The following is a 22914-nucleotide window of genomic DNA, read 5'->3' as shown; positions in this document are numbered from 1 at the left end:
ATGAACTCATCCATCGTATTCATAAAGAGCAAAAAGGTATGACTCTATAACGTCATACCTTTTTGTTCTTTTTCTCATTCAGTAACCGCGCATATTCCTCTTTTGTATTTACATTCACAAATAATTCTTTCGCTACATTCCATTCCTCTTCCATCACATATTTTACGTTGCACTGTGATAAAAGTTGTCCCATACTTCGTTTTTCTTCATTTAGTAATACGCATATTTTTTCTTTTACACGATAATGATACGCTGCTAATAACGGCTGCTTTCTTCCATCAATAACCGGAACAATTGCCTCATATTCACCACTTATTTGTCCTATTAATGCTGTAATCCACTCATTTGAAAGGTTCGGTGCATCACAAGGCGAAACGATATACCACTCCGTCTCTATATGCTCCATCCCCGATACAATTCCAGCAAGCGGTCCATCTCCTTTATAGGGAGGAATATCTTCTATAACAGGAACGTCTACTAAGGTAACAATTCTTTCTTTTATATCAGGATGACTAATCACAACTACATCTTGTATAGTATCCCGCACCATTTGAACAATCTGTTCGATAAAAGTATGTCCTTGCCAGCTTGCCAATGCTTTCGGCTCACCAAATCGTCTCGACATACCACCAGCTAATACAATCCCAGCGAGCTTTTTCATTGACGATGCAACTCAAATGTAATGTGTCCTAACTCTGGTAAAATTAATTTATTCATCGCAAGGCGAACTGCCCCGCTAGAACCTGGCATCGAAAAGACAACTTTTCTTCCAATTGTTCCGCCAATTGCTCTACTTAGCATTGCAGCGCTGCCGATATCTTCTAAATAACTAATCATCCGAAACAATTCACCAAATCCAACAATTTCTTTATCTAATAATGCCGAAACCGCCTCAATCGTAACATCACGCTTTGTAATACCAGTTCCTCCATTTGTTAAGACAACATCAACATCTTCTTGATGATATCCACTTAATACAGCTTGCCTAATACTTTCTTTATCATCTTTTACAATTTTATAAGCGGTTACTATATGGCCCGCTTCTAATAATAATTCTTTTAACAACTTACCACTCTTATCCGTCTCTTCTGTACGTGTATCAGAGATTGTAATAATTTTACAACGAACCTCTGTGGGTGCTTGTTGTTTATGTTCTATTACGCTCATTTTTATTCGCCCCTTCTTATGAACTACTCATAATTTTATCATATCGTATAGAAACTTTATTACATATGAAATACATCACATATCCACAATTATCTATTACATAACCGAAACATCATGATACAATATAAGTATATATAACCATAAAAAGGGAGTTTATCTATATCTCTTTATAATCTTAAACAACCTGTCCCATGAATTCCTTTTCTTATAATCCTAATTCCCTTCCAATTCATTACCTATAGATTAGATATCAATTTTCTAAAATGATACGTATTCATGCTAGACGACTCTATTCGTTATTATCGAGAACCGTGGTTCCTCTTGCTTTATTTTATTTCAATGGATTAGGAATCGCACGAAATAACCAGATACATACTAAATAAATTTTCATAATTAGGAGGTTCATTCATGGAACTTTATCAAAAACTCACAACGGTATTTATCCTTCTATTTGTCGCTTCCATCAGTGCTGGGATGGCATTAAAGGATGCTGTTCCATATTCAGCAATTGGCGGCTGGGGATTTGCGACACTCTTTTTACTATGCAGTGCATTTTGTGCTGGAAAAGCGCGTCAAAAGAAAGGATGATGACCATTGTTTCGCAAAAAAACTACAATTTGCAGATCATGCGGAAAAGAGATTCAAACATATGAAAAAGCATGGATTCATATGCCGTTCCCTCCAAGCGGGATGACGAATATGAAAAAATATATTGAGCTTGATGGAGAAGTATATTGTGGTTCGTGTGTTGGAGTATTCACGAAACAAAATAATGAGGTGAAATAGGAGGTATACCGAATTGTTCGAATCAAATCGAATTCGCTTACGAAAGTTTTCAGAAGACGATATTCCCATCTATCATCTTTGGCGGAACGATATAGAAGTTATGAATACCACTATCCTTAATCTTGATGTCCATTCCGTTCAAGAAACAGAAGCGTTTTGCAAACAAATCATCCACTCTCCCACTTCTAAAAGTTATATCATTGAACAAAAAGATAGTCATCTTCCTATTGGTCTCACTTCTTTAATTAACATCGATCCACACAATCGGAATGCGGAATGTATTATTGATATCGGTAAAAAGAATTGCTGGGGACAAGGATACGGGAAAGAAGCCTTAACAGTGTTATTAAATTATGCCTTTTTAGAATTGAACTTACATCGTGTATCCTTACGTGTATTTTCATTTAATGATAAAGCCATTTCTCTCTATAAAAAGCTCGGCTTTCAACATGAAGGTACCTGTAAAGAAGCTGTATTCCGAAATGGGAAATGGCATGATATTGAAATGTTTGCCTTGCTGCAGAACAACTACAAGTAATGTGAAATTTCCATCAGTGAAGAATGTAAAACAACTACTTTTTAAGGTGGTAAATAAATAAAAAAGTAATCCTTACTATACTAATCATCTGTGTATACTGCTTTCCGTTCGTATATTTTTCCATGTATAAAGATTTCACTGATCGTTCTATGATTGGTTATTTCATTATGCTGCTTGTAACCTCACTACTTGCTTTTTGTTGTAAATGCTTGAATACTACAGCCACTTTTATAATAGGCAATATATTATCTGCAATAATCTCATATTATTTTATCCATGTAACAAGTGATGAATATTTTGGGGGATATTTTAAACCACTAACACCCATCCAATTATTGACAGTAGTTAACTTCCTAAATTTGATTCCACAATTATGTGCAATCAAATTAGCCAATATACATTTGAATAAAGTTCAAGATTAACTTTACCCAAATGTGTGTTAACATGCCTAAAAAAAAAAGCTTCGCGCCTTCGCGCAAAGCTTTTTTCTTCTTATATTATAGACCAGCTTGCTCTTTTAAAGTTGCTGCTTTGTCTGTACGTTCCCATGAAAGCTCTACATCAGTACGTCCGAAGTGGCCGTAAGCTGCTGTTTGTTTGTAAATCGGGCGACGTAAGTCTAACATTTTGATGATACCAGCTGGGCGAAGATCGAAGTTGTTACGAACTAGTTCTACTAGTACTTCTTCAGATACTTTACCAGTGCCGAATGTATCAACTGAAATTGATACTGGTTGTGCCACGCCGATTGCGTATGCAAGTTGTACTTCTGCTTTTTCAGCAAGACCAGCTGCTACGATGTTTTTCGCAACATAACGAGCTGCGTATGCTGCAGAACGGTCAACTTTTGTTGCATCTTTACCAGAGAATGCACCGCCGCCGTGACGAGCGTATCCGCCGTAAGTATCAACGATAATTTTGCGTCCTGTTAAACCAGCATCCCCTTGTGGTCCACCGATTACGAAGCGCCCCGTTGGGTTAATGAAGAATTTCGTTTCCTCATCCATTAATTCTGCTGGTACTACAGCTTTGATTACGTGCTCTTTTAAGTCGCGATCGATTTGTTCCCATGTAGCTTCTGGATGATGCTGTGTAGAAATTACAATTGTATCGATGCGTACTGGTTTACCATTTTCATCATACTCAACTGTAACTTGCGTTTTACCGTCTGGACGTAAATATTCTAATGTTTCATCTTTACGAACTTCCGTTAAACGACGAGCTAATTTGTGAGCAAGTGAGATTGGAAGTGGCATTAATTCTTTTGTTTCATTACATGCGAAACCAAACATTAAACCTTGGTCCCCTGCACCAATTGCCTCAATCTCAGCGTCAGTCATTTGACCTTCACGTGCTTCTAACGCTTGGTCAACACCCATAGCGATGTCAGCAGATTGCTCATCGATAGATGTTAAAACTGCACAAGTTTCTGCATCGAATCCGTATTTTGCACGAGTGTAACCGATACCTTGAATTGTTTCACGAACGATTTTTGGAATATCTACATAAGTAGAAGTCGTAATTTCCCCCGCTACCAATACTAAACCAGTTGTTACTGTTGTTTCACAAGCTACACGTGCATTTGCGTCTTTTGCTAAGATCGCGTCTAAAATTGAATCAGAAATTTGGTCACAAATTTTATCTGGATGTCCTTCAGTTACAGACTCAGATGTGAACAGATGACGTTGTTTTGTCATGTGGTAAACCTCCCTACAGTAATCGTATATATTGTACGGAACTCATCCTTAATTTGCCACAAACTGCGACATTCATTTATTCTCCCACACAAGTATAAAGAAAAACCTTTCCTATATAGAGGAAAGGTTTGATTTGCTACTTGCATACTGCTTTTTGCCCTTCGCTCTTATCGTTCGAGACCGTTCGCCTCGCACAGGTTTTAGCACCTATTCACTTGTTTATTACCGTTACAAGTGAGGTTGCTGGGCTTCATCGGGCCTGTCCCTCCGCCAGCTCGGGATAAGAGAGTATCCGTCCCAACCTATACTAAAGAAATGATATTCATTTGTCAATTAATATTCACATATTCCTACAAGTTTTTCGCATTATTTGTTGGACGAAATATAAATAGGAAAATAATACATTCGCACAAACAAAAATAAATAAATAGTATACATTATTTATATGATTGTGTTATACTCTTGATGGGGATTACGAGAAATATTTCATTAAAATGAAAAGGATGGTATATAAATATGAGTACTGTGAATGTCCAAATTGGATTACACGAATTACTGAACGGAAGCAATGCACAGGTTCAATTAAGCGTTCCACAATTAGTGGAAAAAGTACTAATGAGAAATGAAGGAAAATTAACTTCTACTGGTGCCGTCTCTGCTTCTACAGGAAAATATACAGGACGTTCTCCTAAAGATAAATTTATTGTGAAAGAAGCGTCGGTTGCCGATAAGATTGCTTGGGGACCTGTAAATCAACCGATTTCTGAAGAACATTTTAATAAATTATATACAAAAGTATTAGAATACTTAAAGGAAAAAGAAGAATTATTCGTATTTAAAGGATTCGCTGGTGCTGATCGTAACTATCGTCTTCCATTACAAGTTGTTAACGAATATGCATGGCACAATTTATTTGTACATCAATTATTTATTCGTCCAACTGAAGAAGAATTAACAAATCATGAAGCTGAGTTCACAATTGTTTCTGCACCAAGCTTTAAAGCAGATCCAGAGATCGACGGTACAAACTCTGAAGCATTCATCATGGTTTCATTTGAAAAACGCATCGTATTAATCGGTGGTACGGAATACGCTGGAGAAATGAAAAAATCAATCTTCTCTATTATGAACTTCTTACTTCCAGAACAAGATATTTTATCTATGCACTGCTCTGCAAATGTAGGTGAAGAAGGCGATGTCGCTTTATTCTTCGGTTTATCTGGAACAGGTAAAACAACATTATCTGCTGACCCACACCGTAAATTAATTGGTGATGATGAGCACGGTTGGTCTGATAACGGTGTATTCAATATTGAAGGCGGTTGCTACGCAAAATGTATTAACCTTTCTCATGAAAAAGAGCCGCAAATTTTTGATGCCATTACATTCGGATCTGTACTTGAGAACGTTGTAATTGATGATCAAACACGCGTTGCAGATTACAATGATACTACATTAACAGAAAATACACGTGCTGCATACCCAATTGATGCGATTGATAATATCGTCGTACCAAGTGTTGCTGGACATCCAAATACAATTATTTTCTTAACTGCTGATGCATCTGGGGTATTACCTCCAATCAGTAAATTAAATAAAGAGCAAGCTATGTACCATTTCTTAAGCGGTTACACTAGCAAACTAGCTGGAACAGAGCGCGGCGTAACATCTCCGCAAGCGACATTCTCAACTTGCTTCGGTTCTCCATTCTTACCACTTGATGCATCTCGCTATGCTGAAATGCTTGGTGAGAAGATCGAGAAACATGATGCAAAAGTATTCCTAGTAAACACTGGCTGGACTGGTGGCGAATACGGCGTTGGAAAACGTATGAACTTAGGTTACACTCGTGCAATGGTGCAAGCCGCATTAAACGGCGAGCTTGATAACGCTGAAACAGTGAAACATGACATCTTCGGTCTTGAAGTACCACTTCATGTACCAGGTGTACCTGATGAAGTATTAATGCCTGAACAAACATGGGCTGATAAATCTGCTTACAAAGCAAAAGCAATCGAACTTGCAGGTAAATTCAAAGAAAACTTCAAGAAGTTCGAGAACGTTTCTGAAAACATGATCAAATTAGGCGGTCCAATCGCTTAATTTAACCTTTACTGTTTGAATACCCCTTTACTCATATGAATAAGTATGTTGTAGCCTAAAAAGTGCGCGTACTCACCGACAAAACCCATGCGGCTTAATAGGTTACACATACTTACAATAAAAAAGAAGCTTACGATAAAAACGTAAGCTTCTTTCTATATATATTTTGATTTCCCAACATATAAATCGCGGCTTCGAAAACAAAAACAGATTCTCCACTCACTTTCTCCTTTTGTTTTCACGCGACATGGGGCGAAAAAAGGCACTGACCGCTTCTATCCATGGACGGAGCCTCTCTTCTACCTAAAAGAAAAGGTTTTTGTATTTATTTCTTCGCATCCTTCATACTGTAATACCCTAAATTAATAACGATTAAAAAATAACCACCCATAATTCCAACAGCAAATGCCCACATGACCATATGGTGTTCAATCTCATACATAATAATCGCACCAAGTATCGCTGCTGCAAAGCGATTAATCATACCAAGTGTTGGTGCCTTACTCTTTTTTACAATACTATCTCCAAGCTTTTCAATACGTCTTCCTAAAATCCAAACACAATACATACTAACGAGTAAACCAATCCCCACACCTAAAAAGTGAGCAGAAAAAGGTGTCATCGCCCAGCCTAATAGCATCGCGCCCAGCAAATAATACATTTGGATTTTAAATGACCTTAGTGACATACCAATCATGCAATTCTCCTTTATCATTATCATCTTATTTACATATCATCAGACTTTATCCCGCCTTAACGGGCAGGAAGTCCCCCACTGATTAAAGTTTCACTTTATCTGTTACATTCAAAGAAAAACAACATAACCACTACACTTATGTTGTTAAAATATTTTTCAGAAATAATATTATACAAGATTTCTAGCTTGGAAGTAGGATCATTTTGTGACGTTTTTGCAAACATTTTTTCATAGATTTATAAAAAAGTGATATCAATCTATAAGAATATGGATATGATGTATATATATCCGCTTTCATTTTCCAACATATAAAATCGCTGCCACGAAGCACCAAAAGTTACCTGCACTCTTTTCCTCTCTGTTCTAACTTGACATGGGGCAGGAAAGGACTCTGACCGCTACTACGCATAGCAGGATTCTCTCTCCCACCTAAAAAGAAAGGTTTTACGTCAGTTTTTCAATTTACATGCATGTAGTAAAATAAGTACACAAAAAAGGGGGCGTATAATGATTTATTTTTTAATGGCTCTCATTCACCTCATTATCCCTGCACTTATAGGACTCTCATTATATTGGTACACAAAAAAACATAGTATCTTCTATGCTGTCCTCAGTGTTCTTCTCTCCGGAATTATTCTCATTGCACTGTTCCGCATACCTTTTCTCAACTTAATCCCACTTATTACTGCCATTTTGTTCCTCATATTTCTACCCAAAATAAAAAAATAGGAAAGCAGATCATGACTGATCTGTTTTCCTATTTTGATATATGTTCTGACGCGACAGGCTGCGTCCCAGGTTTTTCGGATTTCACAAACCATAAACCGAGAAAAATAACACACCCGCCAATTATTTGTTGTAATGAAATCTGTTCCTTCGCCCATACCGCTGCAAATACAACCGCAACAAGCGGTGTAATATACATATATACCATCGTATGAGAAGCTCCAATTTTTTGAACACCAATATACCACATAACTAAACCGAATACCGTTACAAAGAAAATAGAATATAATAGTGCAAACCATGTCATTCCTTGTTCAATTTGAAACGGCATCGAAAAAATATGCCATCCGCTTAGTATAACAAGAGGAATCGCTCCAACAACTGCTGACCATGCAGTCACACGAAGCGCTGAATATTTTTTAATAAGTGGTCCTGCTAACACTGGATATAGCCCCCAGCACATTGATGTAATCAGTCCAATTCCATTTCCGTAAAAAGACCCAACAAGCGAATGTCCAGCTAATAACACAAGCGCTGCACCGCTGCACGCTATGATAGAACCAACTAATTTTCGCTGAGAAAACTTCTCTTGCTTAAGAAAGATTGCAAACATCGTTGTAAAAATAGGTGAAATAGAAATAAGTAAGGAAGCGTTCGTAGCGGATGTATATTTGATGGTTTCCATAAATAATGTTTGATACAATATGATACCAACAATACTCACAACAACGAGCCTTAGTATATCTCTTCTTTCCATATACAATGACTTTTCAATATAAAATGTAAGCAATAATAGTAGCGGTGCTGCTGCTATCATACGGAGCGCAGTAAACTCAACTGCTGAAAACTCCTCAAGTCCGTATTTCCCGATCGTATAATTTATCCCCCAAATGATAACAACATTTAAAAGTAATAATTCAATCCCCCATCTTCTCATGCGTAATCCCCTCCGCACAGATGATTATACAGAAAATTTAATTAAATGTACATTTTATAAACTGAAGAATTTCATAAGAAAAAGGAGCGTACAGTTTGCTCCTTTTTTCATAAGTTATACTCGAATATGGAGTTTCATATTCGGATTATAAAACTGATTCGGACTCTTCAATTGAAAATATCCACCTGATTCATGTAAATCAACAGTCAATTTATCATCCATAAAAACAAGCTTTGTGCGATCCGCAATAAACTGTAGTTTATTTGAATCAATATCTACATCACGTTCATCTTTCTCTGATACAGCCACCAAATCAATAATTCCACTCATCACACAGCCGCATCCTTCATTATCATAAAATAATTTTATAAACTTCGCTTCACTTGGAATCGTATCCATAATCTTTTTATATGCTGCATCTGTTACAGTAACGTACATATATTGTCCCTCCTACCTCAGTACATAATTCTTATATTGTACCATTCTTTTTATGAATTCTATCCATTTATTGTATACAGAAAATTAAGACTAATATAAAATGTATGTGATAAAGGAGGATGAATTATGGCAGCTTTACAAGAAATACAACAAGCACTTGATCATTTATTTCAAATTAAAAAATATGGAAAAGACGGTGCCTTCAGCCGCTTTATTCCAGCTGTATACGATCTAATTGATTTTCCTTGGCAACATTTTTTTGAAACAGACTTTGTAAATACCTTTAACGGACTTATGATAAAAGGGGCTGCAACTGTAAATAGCGTCTTTTTAGCAGTCTTCCCAACAGATGATGTTCTTGAAAAGTTCATCTTACAATCGAAACCAGGTGATTTACTTTTTATGCATCATCCTCTTGTGATGGAATGCGGTGATCCTCTTGGAAAATCCGGACGAGGCTTTTTACCGATTCCAGCTCACTATTTACAAGAAATCAAAGATAAAGACCTTTCTATTTATACATGCCATGTTCCAATGGATCATCATCAAACATACGGAACAAGCATTGCGATTGCAAAAGCTCTAGAGGCCGATATAGTAGATGGTTTTGCTTATGATGGTAAAGATATACCATGTGGACTCATTTGCAAAATTCCTGAAACAACAACAAGAAAACTCGAAAACCAACTAAAAGAACTCTTTCACATTCCATATATAGACTTTGAAGGCAAACGACATGAATTTATCACAAAAATTGCAATTATCGCTGGATGCGGTGATAAAATAGATCTTCTTAAAGAAGCAGAAGAAAAGGGCGCTGAGGCGTATATTACAGGTGAAATTCATTGCCATATTGATAACGAATACGGCAAACATAAGTATTCATTAATTATGGAATATGTGAAAGAAACGAATATGTCACTTATCAGTGTGTCACACTCTGCTTCTGAATACTTAGTGAAGAAAACATTAATGCGTGATTGGTTTATAGAAAACTTTGATGTGGATGTTGTTTTACTTCCGCAAAAGAAATGGTGGTATTAAATGCGCATTCGAAAAATTTTTTTCATATTTCTCTTTCTTACCTGTTTTTTATTAGGTGCATGTAAAAATAACCCTGAAGACGAATTAAGAAAAACAGTGTGGGATCAATTATCTGAACATACGAAAGAAGAACTAAGTGATGGCTGGAAGCATGCTACAATTACAACTGAAACATTGCAAGCCGGAATATCTTCGGTCAAAGATTCCTCTTATATAGGAAAAGAGGTTTATCGTATTTCATTCCCATCTGATCGTTCTTACAAACTTGGAAATGTAGATGCATTTGTTGATATGAAAACAAAGAAAGTAATTGGATTTGGTCTACGAGATTAAAAAAGATTCGCTAATACTGCGGATCTTTTAGTTATCAGGAATAGATAATAAATCTAATAAGGTATATGTAACGATCATTTTAAATAAAAAGAGAGGATCTGCTTCCCTCTCTTTCCCATTCATCAGTGAATTGGCAACGTAATTTCAACTGTAGTCCCTACTCCAACTTCACTCTCAAACTGTATCTTGCCTTGATGTTCTTCAATAATCTTATATGTAACCATTAATCCTAAACCAGTTCCATCATCTTTCGTTGTATAAAAAGCTTCGCTCAGTTTAGGCATTTTGTCTTTCGGTATGCCACATCCCTCATCCTTGATTCGAATGATCATTGCATCTTTTAATGTAACCTCAATGATAATTATTCCACCATCTTGCATAGATTCAATCGCATTTTTTATTAAATTTAAAAACACTTGTTTTAAACGTTTTTCATTACATATTATACTTGGTAACTCACCTTTATAAATGGTATGTATTTTAATTCCTCGTTCCGAAGCAGGCTGTCCCATAATTCTTACCACGTATGAAAGAATGTCTTTTATATTATGATTCCCGCATTCCATTGGCTTAGAATTTCCAAGCTCCACCAGTTCGGTGGCAATTGTATCGATTCTTTCGATTTCTTGCTCCATAATATCACAATAGGCTTTATCCTCAGGATACTTTTCTTTTTGTCCTCTAACAAAACCGTTCAACAGCATCAATGGATTACGCATTTTAAAACCGATAACTGTTGCCACCCTTCCAATTACAGCCATCTTCTCCGATTGTTGCAATTCCTTATGTGTCATTTCAATTGTGTGTATATAAGATTGGAATCTCAATAAAATAATCCATCCTATAATGGAAAACAAGCTACAAAGAACAATAGGAATGAGAACAATAAAAGAATTCACAATGAATCCCATTAAAACATACTTTATTATTGTCCCTCCGGTTACTAACCAAAAATAGCGTTTATTTACAAATAATGGTGCAAAAAGAAAGAAAAACCCTTCCACTATATTCCCTGCATCAAACTCTAAATCTGTTCCATAGTAAATGATAAAATTATGAATGAAATCTAATATATTATATCCTATGAAAATAATATATTTCACAGCATATGGATTCTGTCGCTTCGCCACATATATTCCCACAAACACCAATATAACCATGAGAATATACAACCATATCCCTAAACCCATTTCTAGAATTGGACCCCCATCTCCTCCCCCTTCTAGCTTAGGCATAATATAATAATATGCAACATCATAAATAAAAAAAGTTGTAAAGAATAAACTTAAAAACAGCTTTAACGTTCGAATCTCTTCCCTTGTTAATTTATAAACACTGTCCATGTAGTAACTCCTCTATTCACAATACACATACTTCGCGAATCTTGCCTTCTCTATAAACCCATTTTGATTTTTAACATAAATTAGGTTTTCTGTCGATTTTTCAATTTGTATTTATATAAAGTGAAACTTCCATCACCCGTCGAGCTTTTGCGGGATAACTCCTTTTTGATTTTTCACATATAAGCTGCTATGAAAAACAAAAGGTGACCTGCACTCGTGTTCTCTCTTTGTTTTCACTTGGCATGGGGCTGGAAAAGGATCTGACCGCTTCTATCCATGGCCGGATGCTCTCTCTCACCTAAAAAGAAAGGTTTTATGTCGGTTTTTCAATTTTCTTATATAGGTAAAATAATGTCTACTTTCGTTCCTACGTTTCTTTTACTCGTAATGTGTATTTTCCCATCATGTTCTTCAATAATCTTGCAAGCAACAGTAAGCCCTAAACCGATGCCATTTTTCTTTGTCGTATAAAAGGCTTCTGTTATACGCTGTAAATTCTCTTCCTGCACACCGCACCCATTATCTACAATACTTACTATTACACCATCTTCATTTCTTTTGTTTATATGTATTTGAAGTGTTCCGCCATGTTCCATCGCTTCAATTGCGTTCTTTATTATGTATAGAAATACTCCTTTTAATTTACGATGATCACAATCTATTTTTATTTGATCAGGTGCAACATCATAAATGAGATACAGCTGTTTCCTGTTGATTTCTGCACTCATTTCTTTCAACGCATTTGATACAATACCTTCTATTAAATAACTACTGTAGGTAGAAGGTTTACAAGTTGCCATTACCATAAGCTCACTTATCATATTGTTTATATGCTCAATTTCATCAATCATATGTTCATACACTTTATCATCTACATATTTCTCTTTCTGCAATTGCGTAAATCCCCTTAACGATGAAAGTGGATTTTTAATTTCATGTCCAACAGATGCTGCCATTTTTCCAATAACTACGAGCTTTTCAGACTCTCGCTTTTCTATCATCACGTTGTTTACAGTAGAAAGGTACTGTAAAAATCGATTCAATAGGAGATACGTTACAAATAATAAGAGGCTATACATAACCAACGGCATAAATGCCGCTTTTTTCCCTAGGACCAAAAGTACACTGTATTTCCCCATAATAACCAAAAATAACCAAAGCAAATACCGTTTACTCATAAAGATTGGCACAAATAAAATAAAAACAAATTCAATTGTATGCCCATCATCAAATGCTACTTTATTGTGAAGTGCATACCAATATAAGTTTAAAATTTCTGAACACATATAAGCTATTAAATATATATACTTAACACGATATGCCTGTTCCCTTTTCATCATATACATACTACATGCTATTATGCAGGCTCCATACAAAAACTTTGGAACTTGAACATCTAATCTTATTAGTGTTTCAGAATCTCCTAGCATAACAGAATAAACTGTTTCATATATAACCCATACAATATTCAATACCCATAAAAAGAGTCGAGCATTTTTCTTTTCTTCTTGAAATGAGATAAAGTTTTCTTTCACTTTAACACTTCCTCAAAAGCTATATACTTTCGCTATATTATTACTAACACTCATTATTATAATAAACGACAATAGTGTTTGACCAAAATAATATCAAATAATGTAGAAAAGTTTACCCCGACTTATCAATTTGATAAGTCACATAATTTTCAATAATATGTACTAAAAAACGCTATTATTTGTTATATACTGAACTTGTCAGGTTAACTGTAAAGAGAACTCCCCGTTCTTTGTGTTTGAGCCTACCCCGTTATTAAATATAAGTCAAAAAGAACTTGTAGCGTATCTACAAGTTCTTTTTTGATTTCAATCAATCTATTGCATCACACTTTGAAGTTATGTCAAAGTGTGATGCAAATCAAATTATTGATTCACCGCTTTTGCTACAAGCGCAGCATATGCTTCTGCACCTGTTTTCGTTAAATGTACGCCATCCGGCTCAAAATACGCCTTATTATCAGCACTTGCTGAATACCAATCGACTAACGTCACATTTTGGTACTCAGATGCGACTTCTTTTAATTTCTCATTCACTAATGATTCCCACGGACGTGGTACCCTCGTATTGATGAATATAATTTTACGTTCATTCCCAATCACTTTTATTAATGATACGAGTTGCTCTTTTGTAAAGGCACCATTTGTACCTAATCCAATAATGACATGATTCCCTAAATTCCCCTCATTCTTTAGCTGTTCCACCACAGGAATTGCTTTAGACAGTTGGCGACCAATTTTTGCATCAATCCTAATATTAGGAAATGAATTTTTCAAATACGGGGCGACGTCAATCATAATAGAATCACCTACAGCTGTAACTGTTTGAGGACCTTTAGGCTGCGCAGTAGCTTCTTGTTGTTCTTTATTTCGAGGTGGCTCATCAGCTGGTTTTTCCCTAACTGCCACTGGATGTTTCGGTTTTTCTTTTTGTTCCGTTTGTACTGCTTCCACCTTATCTTTTTGAGGATTATCCTTCGCTTTACTAGCTGTTGATAATCCAAAAACAGCGATCGTAGAAACGAATAGTGCACATACTAAGGCTAGCTTACCACTTAATGCTAAGTTTTTCATTCCCCAATTCCTAGAGCGAATATTCTTCAATGCCCCTTGTCGGATTGGATTTTCAATAAACTTCCATGAAATTTGTGCAGCTACTATAATAAGTAAAAATTGAAGAATTGCTCTTGTAAGCGAAAACTCTCCAGCACTTACCTTCGGAGTCGTTAACGTGATAATCGGATAATGCCAAAGATATATCCCATACGATCGTACTCCCATCCAACGCAGTGGTCTAAACCTTAAAAATTGAGCAATTCGGCTAGCTGGGTGAGCAAGGTTCGCCACTAATAAGGCAGTAGCAATTGATAAAATGACCATTCCTCCGCGATATAGAAACGGATCATATTGATTTGTCTTCCAAAACATAACGAGGATAATAATAAGAGCCATTCCTCCAACTACGTCAAGAATGAGACGTGCTTGTGGAATAATTTTATTTGCAAGCCTACTGCTTGGCCAAATTAAGGCAAGTGCCGCTCCAATCAATAAGGAAAAGGCCCTTGTATCAGTACCGTAATAAATTCTGCTTGGATCAGCTCCTGGTTCATACAGAAATGCCATTGCCAATGCAGAAGCAGCTGCCCCTAAAACAATGAATAAAATGATATGTGATTTCTTTTTTATGTAACGAAACGCCAGGCTAATAATAAATGGCCAAATTACATAGAACTGTTCTTCAACAGCTAACGACCAAAAATGATTCAGTGGAGAAAGTTGGCTAAAACTATCAAAGTACGATAATTTATGATAAATATACCACCAGTTACTGAAATATAATAAAGCTGCTAGCGAATCCCCACGCATCTTTCCTAGCAAAGAACTATGAAAAATTGTAATCCATGCTAAAACAATTACAAGCATGACAAGCATTCCAGGAAGTAATCTCCTTGCCCTACTGAGCCAGAATTTCTTCAAGTCAATCCTCTTATTTCTCTTCCATTCTATAGCTAGAATATCTGTAATTAAATAACCCGAAAGTACAAAAAATACAGTAACACCTAGGAATCCTCCAGGCATCCAATTAAAATTAATATGATATAAAATGACGCCTAGTATAGCTAGGCCCCTTAGACTGTCCAATCCAACCATATAGCGACTACTTTTCTTTAATGGTTCGGGCATCCGCCAGTCACCCCCGTATTTCTCTAAAATTACGTGAATATTTACAATATAAAACTCTATCAATATGTATTACCTCTAAAAAATATGAACCGAATCAAAATATTACAAAACCTATTAACAAACACACTCAATTTTTATGATTGCATGCACAGTAACTAAAATTTTACCATGTTATGTATTAACATGAAATAGTCTCATTTATGAACTTTCATGTAAAAAAGGAGGTTATCCTAAAAATTCTATTTTTAGGATAACCTCCTTTCTTATTAACCGATACTCTGAACTCTACCAACTTTCCCATCTTGTAATCGTACTTTAATACCGTATACATGCGTCTCCGTGTTTGTTAAAATAACGAACTTATTTAAGATAACAGATACAAGGGTATAGCTTTGTCGTAATTTATCGAATTTCCACTCAGTTACATCCAATTGTTTGTTTTTTAATAACTTCGCAAACAATAAACACGCTATCTTTTCTCATAACTGCTTGTTCTCTTTAATGAAAAAACAGAAAGTTCCGGCTTACTTAAAAACCGTACCGGCATTCTAGTAGTACCAATACCACGATTCACATACAACTGTAATGGCTTACTCTTTCCTTCCAATGAATAAAGTCCTTCTACATATTTATTTGCTAGTGAAGTAGTAATGATAGAACCTATGAACGGAAGCTGTACTTGTCCACCATGACTATGACCAGATAGTTGAAGGTCCACTGGATATTCAGATATTTGATCAACAGCATCTGGTTCATGTAATAGCAGGAGATTAAAATCCTCTGTTCGAAGGTGCTGAAGAGTAGGTTTAACTTTTGGTTTTCCAAGTAAAAAATCATCTAGACCAGAAATGGTAATGTAATCACCATTGGCAACTTTAATCCTCTTCATTTCATTATTCAAAACAGTAAAGCCAGCCTTCTCCATATACTGTTCGTATAAGTGTCCCCCGCCACCTCCTCGATCATGATTGCCAAACACAGCATATTTTCCAAGAGGAGCGCGAATTTGTTTCAAAATCGTTTGTGAGTACTCTCTTTCCACAACATATTCTCCAAATTTATCAATTAAATCACCTGTAAAAACCACAATGTCAGGCTTTAGCTTATTGATTTTATCCACTAATATTTGCTGCTGTTTATGAGGAAAGTTTGGTCCGAAATGTGTATCTGAAAACTGTAAGATTTTCACACCATGAAAACCTTCTGGAATATTTGGATTTTCAATATCGTTCCATGTAACTGAAAATGATTTTGTTTCCAAATGAAAAGCATATACATAAATTGTTATTGGAAGAATGAATAGTATGAGGGAAATGATACATATTCTTCTAAACCGCAATAAGGAAGTACCTTCTTTGGCTTGTTCCAAAGAAGGTATTTCTTCGTTCAAATTCATTCTATTTGTTTTGGCGTGTTCTAAATTCGCTTTCATGTGTCCACCTCTAAATTCATCTTCATAAAAAGATACGATTTAAATAATGTTGTAGCATTTCTATGTTACAAACGTATGTCTTTTGAAAATTGAGGTGAACATGAGCAAACTAATTAAACCAAAATTAAGATTTGATGCAGCATGTGGTCCTTCTATTAAGGGGAAAAATGATAGGATATTTACTTCTACTATTAGAAGCAGTTTGGATGATTTTATAAGATTTTACCTTATGAAAGGAAGTAGCCAAATTTCCCATATGATGCATACAATTAATATAAATGTATAATCACCAAAATCTAATTTAGACCCTTTCTTTACATGCATATCCAACCAAATATGCATAAGTTTCATTCCCTTATATTTATAGACATTCTTCTTTGCAAATCGATAAACAAGAAGCTGTAATATCATAAATCCTGCTACAACTATAAGTAACAAAACGAGAAAGTCAATCACTCTATTTCTGCACTGATTTCTCTAATATACGATGTTCCAAAAGCCATTCTTCAAACTTAGCACTTCCAAATTCCCAGCTTAAGTCATTTGCATGTACAGAAAAAACGCGATACCCGGAATAGTCATCCATAAATTCATCTTCCTGTACCTGTACTAGCGGAATCCCATAAAAAGCAAAGTTAAAAAATACATCCCACACATCTTCATGTTTTCTTTTATAAGCAATCGATTCCACATCAAATTCATCTCCAAAATAATCAAGATGTAAATGCATGCTATCATCATATTCATATTTCATTTTATCACCCCTTATATTTGTACTTCTTTATCATCCAAAAAATTCCTTCTACATCCACTCACATCTAGGCACTTACCTACATATTATGGCAGTAGATTCATTTCTAGGAGGTGTCACATTTTGAAAAAATTTATAGCTGTTTTTTGTATACTTGTACTTACTGTTTTTACGTTTGTGGCTTGTAGTAAAAAAGACGATACGAAGCAACAAGTGCAAAAGATTCGCATTGGTGAAGTTACACATTCCCTCTTCTACGCACCGTTATATGTTGGGATTGAAAAAGGATTCTTTAAAGAAGAAGGATTAGATATCGACCTACAAACGACAGCTGGTGGCGATAAAACAATGACTGCGCTGTTATCTGGTGGAATTGACATTGCACTTGTCGGCTCTGAAACATCCATTTATGTTCACCAGCAAGGAGCAAAAGACCCGGTTATTAACTTTGCTCAGCTCACGCAAACTGATGGTACATTTTTAGTTTCTCGCAAAAAATTAGACTCCTTTAATTGGAACGATGTGAAGGGCGTTACTTTCCTTGGTCAACGTAAAGGTGGTATGCCGCAAATGGTTGGGGAATACGTTTTGAAGAAAAATGGCATTGATCCACACAAAGATACAAATTTAATTCAAAATGTTGAGTTTGCTAATATCGCTAATGCCTTCGCGTCTGGTACAGGCGAATTTGTCCAGTTGTTTGAACCAACAGCGAGTATTTTTGAAAAAGAAGGAAAGGGCTATATCGTTGCTTCTTTTGGTACTGAATCTGGAACTGTTCCATACACAACATTTATGGCAAAAGAAAGCTTTTTAAAGAAAGACAAAGCAGCAGCGGAGAAATTCACACGTGCATTATATAAAGCACAGCAATGGGTTGATACGCATAGTCCAGAAGAAATTGCCGAGGCTGTTACACCACTTTTTAAAGATACTTCAAAAGATATTACGGTCAAAGTAATCGAGCGCTACAAAAAGCAACATTCGTATGCGACAAATCCATTATTAGACGTGGAAGAATGGAAACAACTACAAAAAATTATGAAAGAAGCTGGAGAATTACAAAAAGAAGTTCCACATGAGGCGCTCGTCGATACAAAAATTGCCGAAAGCGTTATTAAGAAATAGAGGCGAATACAATGAGTTTCTTACAAATATCTAATGTTTCCCACTGCTTTTTTGCAAAAGAAAATGCCCGGCTCGTCCTCGAAGATATTAACTTACACGTAGAAGAAGGGGAATTTATTTCCTTTCTTGGCCCAAGCGGCTGTGGAAAAACAACGCTTCTTTCTATTATTGCAGGACTATTAAAACCAATTGAAGGTATTGTCTTTGTAGAAGATGAGCCAGTGACAAAATCAACTTCTTCAATGGGATATATGCTCCAACAAGATTACTTGTTTCCCTGGAAAACAATTGAAGAAAATATAATGCTTGGGCTGCACATTACAAAAACATATGGAGAGGAAACGAAAGAACATACCTTACAACTTTTAAAGCAAGTCGGCTTGCAAGGCGTAGAAAAGCAATCCCCTCGGGAACTATCCGGTGGCATGCGCCAACGGGCAGCACTCGTTCGTACACTTGCAACAAATCCAAAAATCCTGTTGCTTGATGAACCATTTTCAGCTCTTGATTATCAAACGAAATTAAAATTAGAGGAGCTCGTATTTTCTTTATTACACAAATATAAGAAAACATCTCTTCTCGTCACGCATGACATTGAAGAAGCAATCGCAATGAGTGATCGTATTTACTTGCTTCAAGCAAACCCTGGGAAAATCGCAAAAATATTTTCAGTACCAAAAAGCATTCGCTCCCTACCACCGTTACAAGCAAGGTACCACCCTGATTTTCCAGCCCTCTTTCAAGACATATGGAAGGAGCTGGAGCGCCTTGGATAATATAAAACAATTACACAAACAGTTTCGAAAAAAAGAGCGTCAGCGTACTTGGACAGCTGCCTCTTTACAATTTTCACTTCTCATTCTCTTCTTTACATTATGGGAAATCTCCAGTAAACAGGAGTGGATCGATCCTTTACTCTTTAGCTCACCTTCAAGTATTTGGGAGTTATTTGTAAGTAAATGGGGAGACGGATCACTTTGGATTCACATATGGACGACACTGCTTGAGACAGGTATTGGTTTTATTCTCGGTACAGTTCTCGGAACAATTATCGCAACCGTTCTTTGGTGGATACCGCTTATAGCTCGCGTATTAGACCCATACCTTGTTGTGTTAAATGCAATGCCAAAAGTAGCACTTGGCCCGATTATTATCGTTATTTTCGGCCCAAACATCTCCTCTTCGATCGCAATGGGCGTTATTATTTCCATCATTATCACCATTCTTGTTATTTACAGTGCATTTCAAGAAGTTGATTCTAATTATATAAAAGTAATGGATACATTCGGCGCAAATAAATGGCAATGCTATAAACAAGTTATTTTACCGTCTTCCTTTCCAGCTATCATTTCAACTTTAAAAGTAAACGTTGGATTATCATGGGTTGGTGTTATTTTCGGTGAACTTCTTGTTTCCAAACAAGGACTCGGTTATTTAATTAGCTACGGATTCCAAGTATTTAACTTTACGCTTGTACTGCTGAGTGTATTACTGACATGTGCACTTGCTACTCTTATGTATGTGTTTGTTGAAGGATTCGAGAAACTATTAATAGGTAAGAAAAAAAGAAGCTGACTCAAAACAAAATACTTGGGTCAGCTCTTTCTTTTTTATACCATTATTTTTAAGAAATCATAGCTTTTTTATTTCTGATCACATACTTTTGTATCGTTCATTACAGTGTTTCCTTGAATCATGACCGTATGAAAGCAATCCTTCACACGCACTGTTACAATATTATCTTTCCGATCTACAATATGATACTCATCAAAATATTGATTTAATGCATTACGGATTTGTTCTCCTTCGAAAATCGGAACACCATGAGACATTACCCAGATGAGACCAGCAATAGCAAGAATGGTTTTCATACGCTCTACCTCCTTGAGAATGAATTCATTGCATCTTCAACATGCGCGTTATAATTGTTTTAATTTTGTGACAATATCTCTTTTACACCTATTCTATTTGGAAATTCTGGTCCCTTCTTCCACGTCAAAAAGTTTTATGCCATGCATTTTTTTAGAAATATGCGATAATTATTTCTAGGAAGTTTTTTCATTTTAAGGGGGATTATTATGATTCGTGCTGTGCTATTTGATTTAGATGGAACATTGTTAGATCGGCATCAATCTTTAAAACATTTTATTCATGAACAATATGATCGTTATGCTCATCATTTTACCAGCATTATTAAATCAGAATACTGTTCTCGTTTCATTCAGCTAGACAATAACGGCTATACTTGGAAAAATAAAGTATACGCTACCCTGCTTAAAGAATATGCAATTACAAGTGTGACAGCCGAACAACTCTTGCATGATTACGTAACAGAATTCGCAAACCACTGCATTCCTTTTCCAAATATGCATGAATTACTTCAGCAATTACAAAACAAGAATATTAAAGTGGGGATTATTACAAACGGCATAACCGAATTTCAAATGAACAATATTCGCGCTTTGAACTTACATACTTATACAAATACCATTCTCATTTCGGAAGCAGAAGGTATTAAGAAGCCACATCCAGCTATCTTTGAGCGTGCCCTCAAACAATTAAACGTCCGATCAGAAGAATGTATCTATGTTGGAGATCATCCGGAAAACGATGTAACCGGTGCTGAAAACGCCGGGATTCCTGCAGTTTGGAAGAAAGATTCATTTTGGGGAGAGTTTGAACATTCTCGTGTAGTTGAAAATTTACTTGAGGTACTTTCATTCGTAAAACTTGGATAAATAAGTCGTCACCCTTAAAGAATTCACTTTTCACGTTAGTATAAAGCTAAAGTTGTAATTCATCAGATACAAAAACGCCATCCTTTCCTATTGGAGTGAACCCTGAGAATGAGACGATAAAAAACACCTCTCTAAATCGTAAGTATCAGTTATGATTTTAATGGAGGTGTTTTTCGTATGGGGAAAAAGACGCATTATCCCGCCGAAATAAAGTGGAAAGTAGTTGAAATGAAACACCAAGGATTCAAAAATAAAGAAATTATGGATGCCTTAGGAATTAAACATGTGGCTCAAATTAAAACTTGGATGAAATGGTATCGTGAAGGCGAAACCTATCGGTTTGAACAATCTATTGGAAGACAATCTGTACATGGAAAAGGCTTAAAAAAGTTAACAGAACTTGAACAAAAAGAATTAGAAATACGTTATTTAAAGGCAAAGATTATATTGCTGGAAAAGTGCCAAGAAATTTTAAGGAGGTGGGAGGAAAAGAAGAAATAATGAAAATGATAAAGGAATGGCAATCAATTTTTACAATTGCAGAACTGTGTTCCATATTTGATATTTCACGTGCTACTTATTATCGTTGGAAAAAGCAGGAGAAAACAGTAACTAATCATGAAGAAAAAACCGTAATAGAAATATGTCAACATCATAAATATCGGTATGGATATCGTCGGGTTACAGCTTGTCTACGTAATCAATTTAACATCGTAATCAATCATAAAAAAGTATTACGTATCATGAGAAAATACAACGTATTATCTCGGGTTAGAAAAAAGAAAAAGACATTTGTACTCGGTCATGAACCAGTGGTAGCTAAAAATAGAATACAACGAAGATTTAAAGCTACCAAGCCTAATGAAAAATGGTTCACGGATATCACGTATTTGATGTTCGGCAATAAGACTCTTTATTTTTCATCTATTATAGATGGGTTTAACAATGAAATTATAAGTTATAAAATAGGTGAGACACAGGATGTTTCTCTTGTATTAGATACTCTAAAAGAAGCTTTAAGAAAGCGAAATGTGATTGATACGATTTTACATTCGGATCAAGGAAAAGTGTATACATCAAAACAATTTCAAACATATGCCAAAGAAAAAGGCATTATCACAAGCATGTCTCGTACAGGAAACTGCCATGATAATGCCCTCATAGAATCCTTTCATTCTCACTTGAAATCCGAAGGATTCTATGCGCAAAATATAAAACAATCGAATAATGCTAGTATAATACAAACTGTGGATGAATACATCCACTACTATAATAATGAACGGATTCAGAGAAAATTAGATAACATGTCACCTATAGCTTATAGGAAACATGTTGTCTAG

Annotated in this window: 25 protein-coding genes, 1 pseudogene and 1 riboswitch; of the genes and pseudogenes, 12 read left to right on the top strand and 14 right to left on the bottom strand. The window is 35.7% G+C overall.

Annotation, left to right across the window (positions count from 1 at the left end):
* Positions 1-52: 52 nt before the first annotated feature.
* Positions 53-661 carry a molybdenum cofactor guanylyltransferase gene (locus tag MHH71_RS19770; protein ID WP_033799169.1) on the bottom strand — a complete coding sequence of 203 codons (609 nt, stop codon included), beginning with the start codon at positions 659-661 and terminating at the stop codon, positions 53-55.
* Complete coding sequence (locus MHH71_RS19765; RefSeq protein WP_006096280.1) at positions 658-1167, bottom strand: MogA/MoaB family molybdenum cofactor biosynthesis protein; 510 nt, start codon at positions 1165-1167, stop codon at positions 658-660. Before MHH71_RS19765 ends, MHH71_RS19770 begins: the two co-directional genes overlap by 4 nt.
* 408 nt (positions 1168-1575) lie before the next feature.
* On the opposite strand from MHH71_RS19765, the gene MHH71_RS19760 reads away from it, so the two are divergent.
* From MHH71_RS19760 to MHH71_RS19750, 3 genes are read left to right on the top strand one after another with little or no spacing between them, the layout of a single operon-like run.
* Positions 1576-1755 carry a hypothetical protein gene (locus tag MHH71_RS19760; RefSeq protein ID WP_003208786.1) on the top strand — a complete coding sequence of 60 codons (180 nt, stop codon included), beginning with the start codon at positions 1576-1578 and terminating at the stop codon, positions 1753-1755.
* A 6-nt stretch (positions 1756-1761) separates the two neighbouring features.
* Complete coding sequence (locus MHH71_RS19755) at positions 1762-1953, top strand: hypothetical protein (protein WP_033799170.1); 192 nt, start codon at positions 1762-1764, stop codon at positions 1951-1953.
* 13 nt (positions 1954-1966) lie between these two features.
* Entirely contained in the window at positions 1967-2491 is a 525-nt protein-coding gene (locus MHH71_RS19750) for a GNAT family N-acetyltransferase (RefSeq protein ID WP_003201303.1), read from the top strand.
* A 497-nt stretch (positions 2492-2988) separates the two neighbouring features.
* Here MHH71_RS19750 and metK read toward each other — a convergent pair whose 3' ends face one another.
* The gene (metK, locus tag MHH71_RS19745) at positions 2989-4188 is read right to left on the bottom strand and encodes a methionine adenosyltransferase (RefSeq protein WP_003201301.1); all 1200 of its coding nucleotides are present in this window, start codon (positions 4186-4188) and stop codon (positions 2989-2991) included.
* A gap of 164 nt (positions 4189-4352) precedes the next feature.
* A riboswitch (SAM riboswitch) is annotated at positions 4353-4475 on the bottom strand.
* Positions 4476-4704: 229 nt separating this feature from the next.
* Here metK and pckA point away from each other — a divergent pair.
* Complete coding sequence (gene pckA / locus MHH71_RS19740; protein ID WP_018764584.1) at positions 4705-6291, top strand: phosphoenolpyruvate carboxykinase (ATP); 1587 nt, start codon at positions 4705-4707, stop codon at positions 6289-6291.
* 325 nt (positions 6292-6616) lie between these two features.
* On the opposite strand, the gene MHH71_RS19735 is transcribed toward pckA, so the two are convergent.
* Positions 6617-6988, bottom strand: coding sequence for an ATP synthase subunit I (locus MHH71_RS19735; protein ID WP_006096282.1), 372 nt, complete (start codon positions 6986-6988; stop codon positions 6617-6619).
* 507 nt (positions 6989-7495) lie between these two features.
* On the opposite strand from MHH71_RS19735, the gene MHH71_RS19730 reads away from it, so the two are divergent.
* Complete coding sequence (locus MHH71_RS19730) at positions 7496-7717, top strand: hypothetical protein (RefSeq protein ID WP_018782076.1); 222 nt, start codon at positions 7496-7498, stop codon at positions 7715-7717.
* A 28-nt stretch (positions 7718-7745) separates the two neighbouring features.
* Here MHH71_RS19730 and MHH71_RS19725 read toward each other — a convergent pair whose 3' ends face one another.
* Together MHH71_RS19725 and MHH71_RS19720 are read right to left on the bottom strand one after the other, a co-directional pair.
* Positions 7746-8651, bottom strand: a complete 906-nt coding sequence (locus MHH71_RS19725; RefSeq protein ID WP_006096283.1) for a DMT family transporter — start codon at positions 8649-8651, stop codon at positions 7746-7748.
* A 114-nt stretch (positions 8652-8765) separates the two neighbouring features.
* Entirely contained in the window at positions 8766-9089 is a 324-nt protein-coding gene (locus MHH71_RS19720; protein ID WP_006096284.1) for an iron-sulfur cluster biosynthesis family protein, read from the bottom strand.
* Between the two features lie 126 nt (positions 9090-9215).
* On the opposite strand from MHH71_RS19720, the gene MHH71_RS19715 reads away from it, so the two are divergent.
* Together MHH71_RS19715 and MHH71_RS19710 are read left to right on the top strand one after the other, a co-directional pair.
* The gene (locus MHH71_RS19715) at positions 9216-10133 is read left to right on the top strand and encodes a Nif3-like dinuclear metal center hexameric protein (protein WP_006096285.1); all 918 of its coding nucleotides are present in this window, start codon (positions 9216-9218) and stop codon (positions 10131-10133) included.
* A complete protein-coding gene (locus MHH71_RS19710; protein WP_006096286.1) occupies positions 10134-10466 on the top strand; it encodes a hypothetical protein in 333 nt (110 codons plus the stop codon). It abuts the gene before it with no gap.
* A gap of 122 nt (positions 10467-10588) precedes the next feature.
* Here the strand turns inward: MHH71_RS19710 and MHH71_RS19705 are convergent, their stop codons facing one another.
* From MHH71_RS19705 to MHH71_RS19675, 7 genes and pseudogenes are all read right to left on the bottom strand, one after another.
* Entirely contained in the window at positions 10589-11809 is a 1221-nt protein-coding gene (locus MHH71_RS19705; protein ID WP_003201289.1) for an ATP-binding protein, read from the bottom strand.
* A gap of 335 nt (positions 11810-12144) precedes the next feature.
* Positions 12145-13344 carry an ATP-binding protein gene (locus MHH71_RS19700; protein WP_006096287.1) on the bottom strand — a complete coding sequence of 400 codons (1200 nt, stop codon included), beginning with the start codon at positions 13342-13344 and terminating at the stop codon, positions 12145-12147.
* 363 nt (positions 13345-13707) lie between these two features.
* Entirely contained in the window at positions 13708-15525 is a 1818-nt protein-coding gene (locus MHH71_RS19695; protein ID WP_006096288.1) for an acyltransferase family protein, read from the bottom strand.
* Positions 15526-15791: 266 nt separating this feature from the next.
* Positions 15792-15878: pseudogene (locus MHH71_RS30660) on the bottom strand (DUF2196 domain-containing protein); the annotation flags it as partial.
* Between the two features lie 116 nt (positions 15879-15994).
* Positions 15995-16957, bottom strand: a complete 963-nt coding sequence (locus MHH71_RS19685; protein WP_006096290.1) for a metallophosphoesterase — start codon at positions 16955-16957, stop codon at positions 15995-15997.
* 222 nt (positions 16958-17179) lie between these two features.
* Positions 17180-17413: a hypothetical protein gene (locus MHH71_RS19680; protein ID WP_006096291.1), complete on the bottom strand. Its 234-nt coding sequence runs from the start codon at positions 17411-17413 to the stop codon at positions 17180-17182.
* A 1-nt stretch (position 17414) separates the two neighbouring features.
* A complete protein-coding gene (locus MHH71_RS19675) occupies positions 17415-17711 on the bottom strand; it encodes a DUF3986 family protein (RefSeq protein ID WP_006096292.1) in 297 nt (98 codons plus the stop codon).
* Between the two features lie 120 nt (positions 17712-17831).
* Here MHH71_RS19675 and MHH71_RS19670 point away from each other — a divergent pair, with 120 nt between their 5' ends.
* Genes MHH71_RS19670 through MHH71_RS19660 form a run of 3 tightly spaced genes read left to right on the top strand, consistent with a single transcriptional unit; the run spans position 17832 to position 20411 of the window.
* The gene (locus tag MHH71_RS19670) at positions 17832-18836 is read left to right on the top strand and encodes an ABC transporter substrate-binding protein (protein WP_018764595.1); all 1005 of its coding nucleotides are present in this window, start codon (positions 17832-17834) and stop codon (positions 18834-18836) included.
* An 11-nt stretch (positions 18837-18847) separates the two neighbouring features.
* Positions 18848-19612 carry an ABC transporter ATP-binding protein gene (locus tag MHH71_RS19665; protein ID WP_006096294.1) on the top strand — a complete coding sequence of 255 codons (765 nt, stop codon included), beginning with the start codon at positions 18848-18850 and terminating at the stop codon, positions 19610-19612.
* Positions 19605-20411, top strand: coding sequence for an ABC transporter permease (locus MHH71_RS19660; protein ID WP_033796489.1), 807 nt, complete (start codon positions 19605-19607; stop codon positions 20409-20411). Before MHH71_RS19665 ends, MHH71_RS19660 begins: the two co-directional genes overlap by 8 nt.
* Before the next feature lie 68 nt (positions 20412-20479).
* On the opposite strand, the gene MHH71_RS19655 is transcribed toward MHH71_RS19660, so the two are convergent.
* Complete coding sequence (locus tag MHH71_RS19655) at positions 20480-20707, bottom strand: hypothetical protein (protein ID WP_006096295.1); 228 nt, start codon at positions 20705-20707, stop codon at positions 20480-20482.
* A gap of 207 nt (positions 20708-20914) precedes the next feature.
* Between MHH71_RS19655 and MHH71_RS19650 the strand changes: the two genes are divergently transcribed.
* Positions 20915-21574 carry an HAD family hydrolase gene (locus MHH71_RS19650; protein ID WP_006096296.1) on the top strand — a complete coding sequence of 220 codons (660 nt, stop codon included), beginning with the start codon at positions 20915-20917 and terminating at the stop codon, positions 21572-21574.
* 177 nt (positions 21575-21751) lie between these two features.
* Positions 21752-22914, top strand: a protein-coding gene (locus MHH71_RS19645; protein WP_098125495.1) for an IS3 family transposase whose coding sequence is annotated in 2 segments (ribosomal slippage) — positions 21752-22019 and positions 22019-22914 — 1164 coding nt in all. Because the reading frame shifts where the segments join, the coding sequence is not laid out codon by codon here.

This window comes from Bacillus sp. FSL H8-0534, from assembly GCF_038005885.1.
Classification (GTDB): Bacteria; Bacillota; Bacilli; order Bacillales; family Bacillaceae_G; genus Bacillus_A; species Bacillus_A pseudomycoides.
This window is presented reverse-complemented; position numbering and strand designations above follow the sequence as displayed.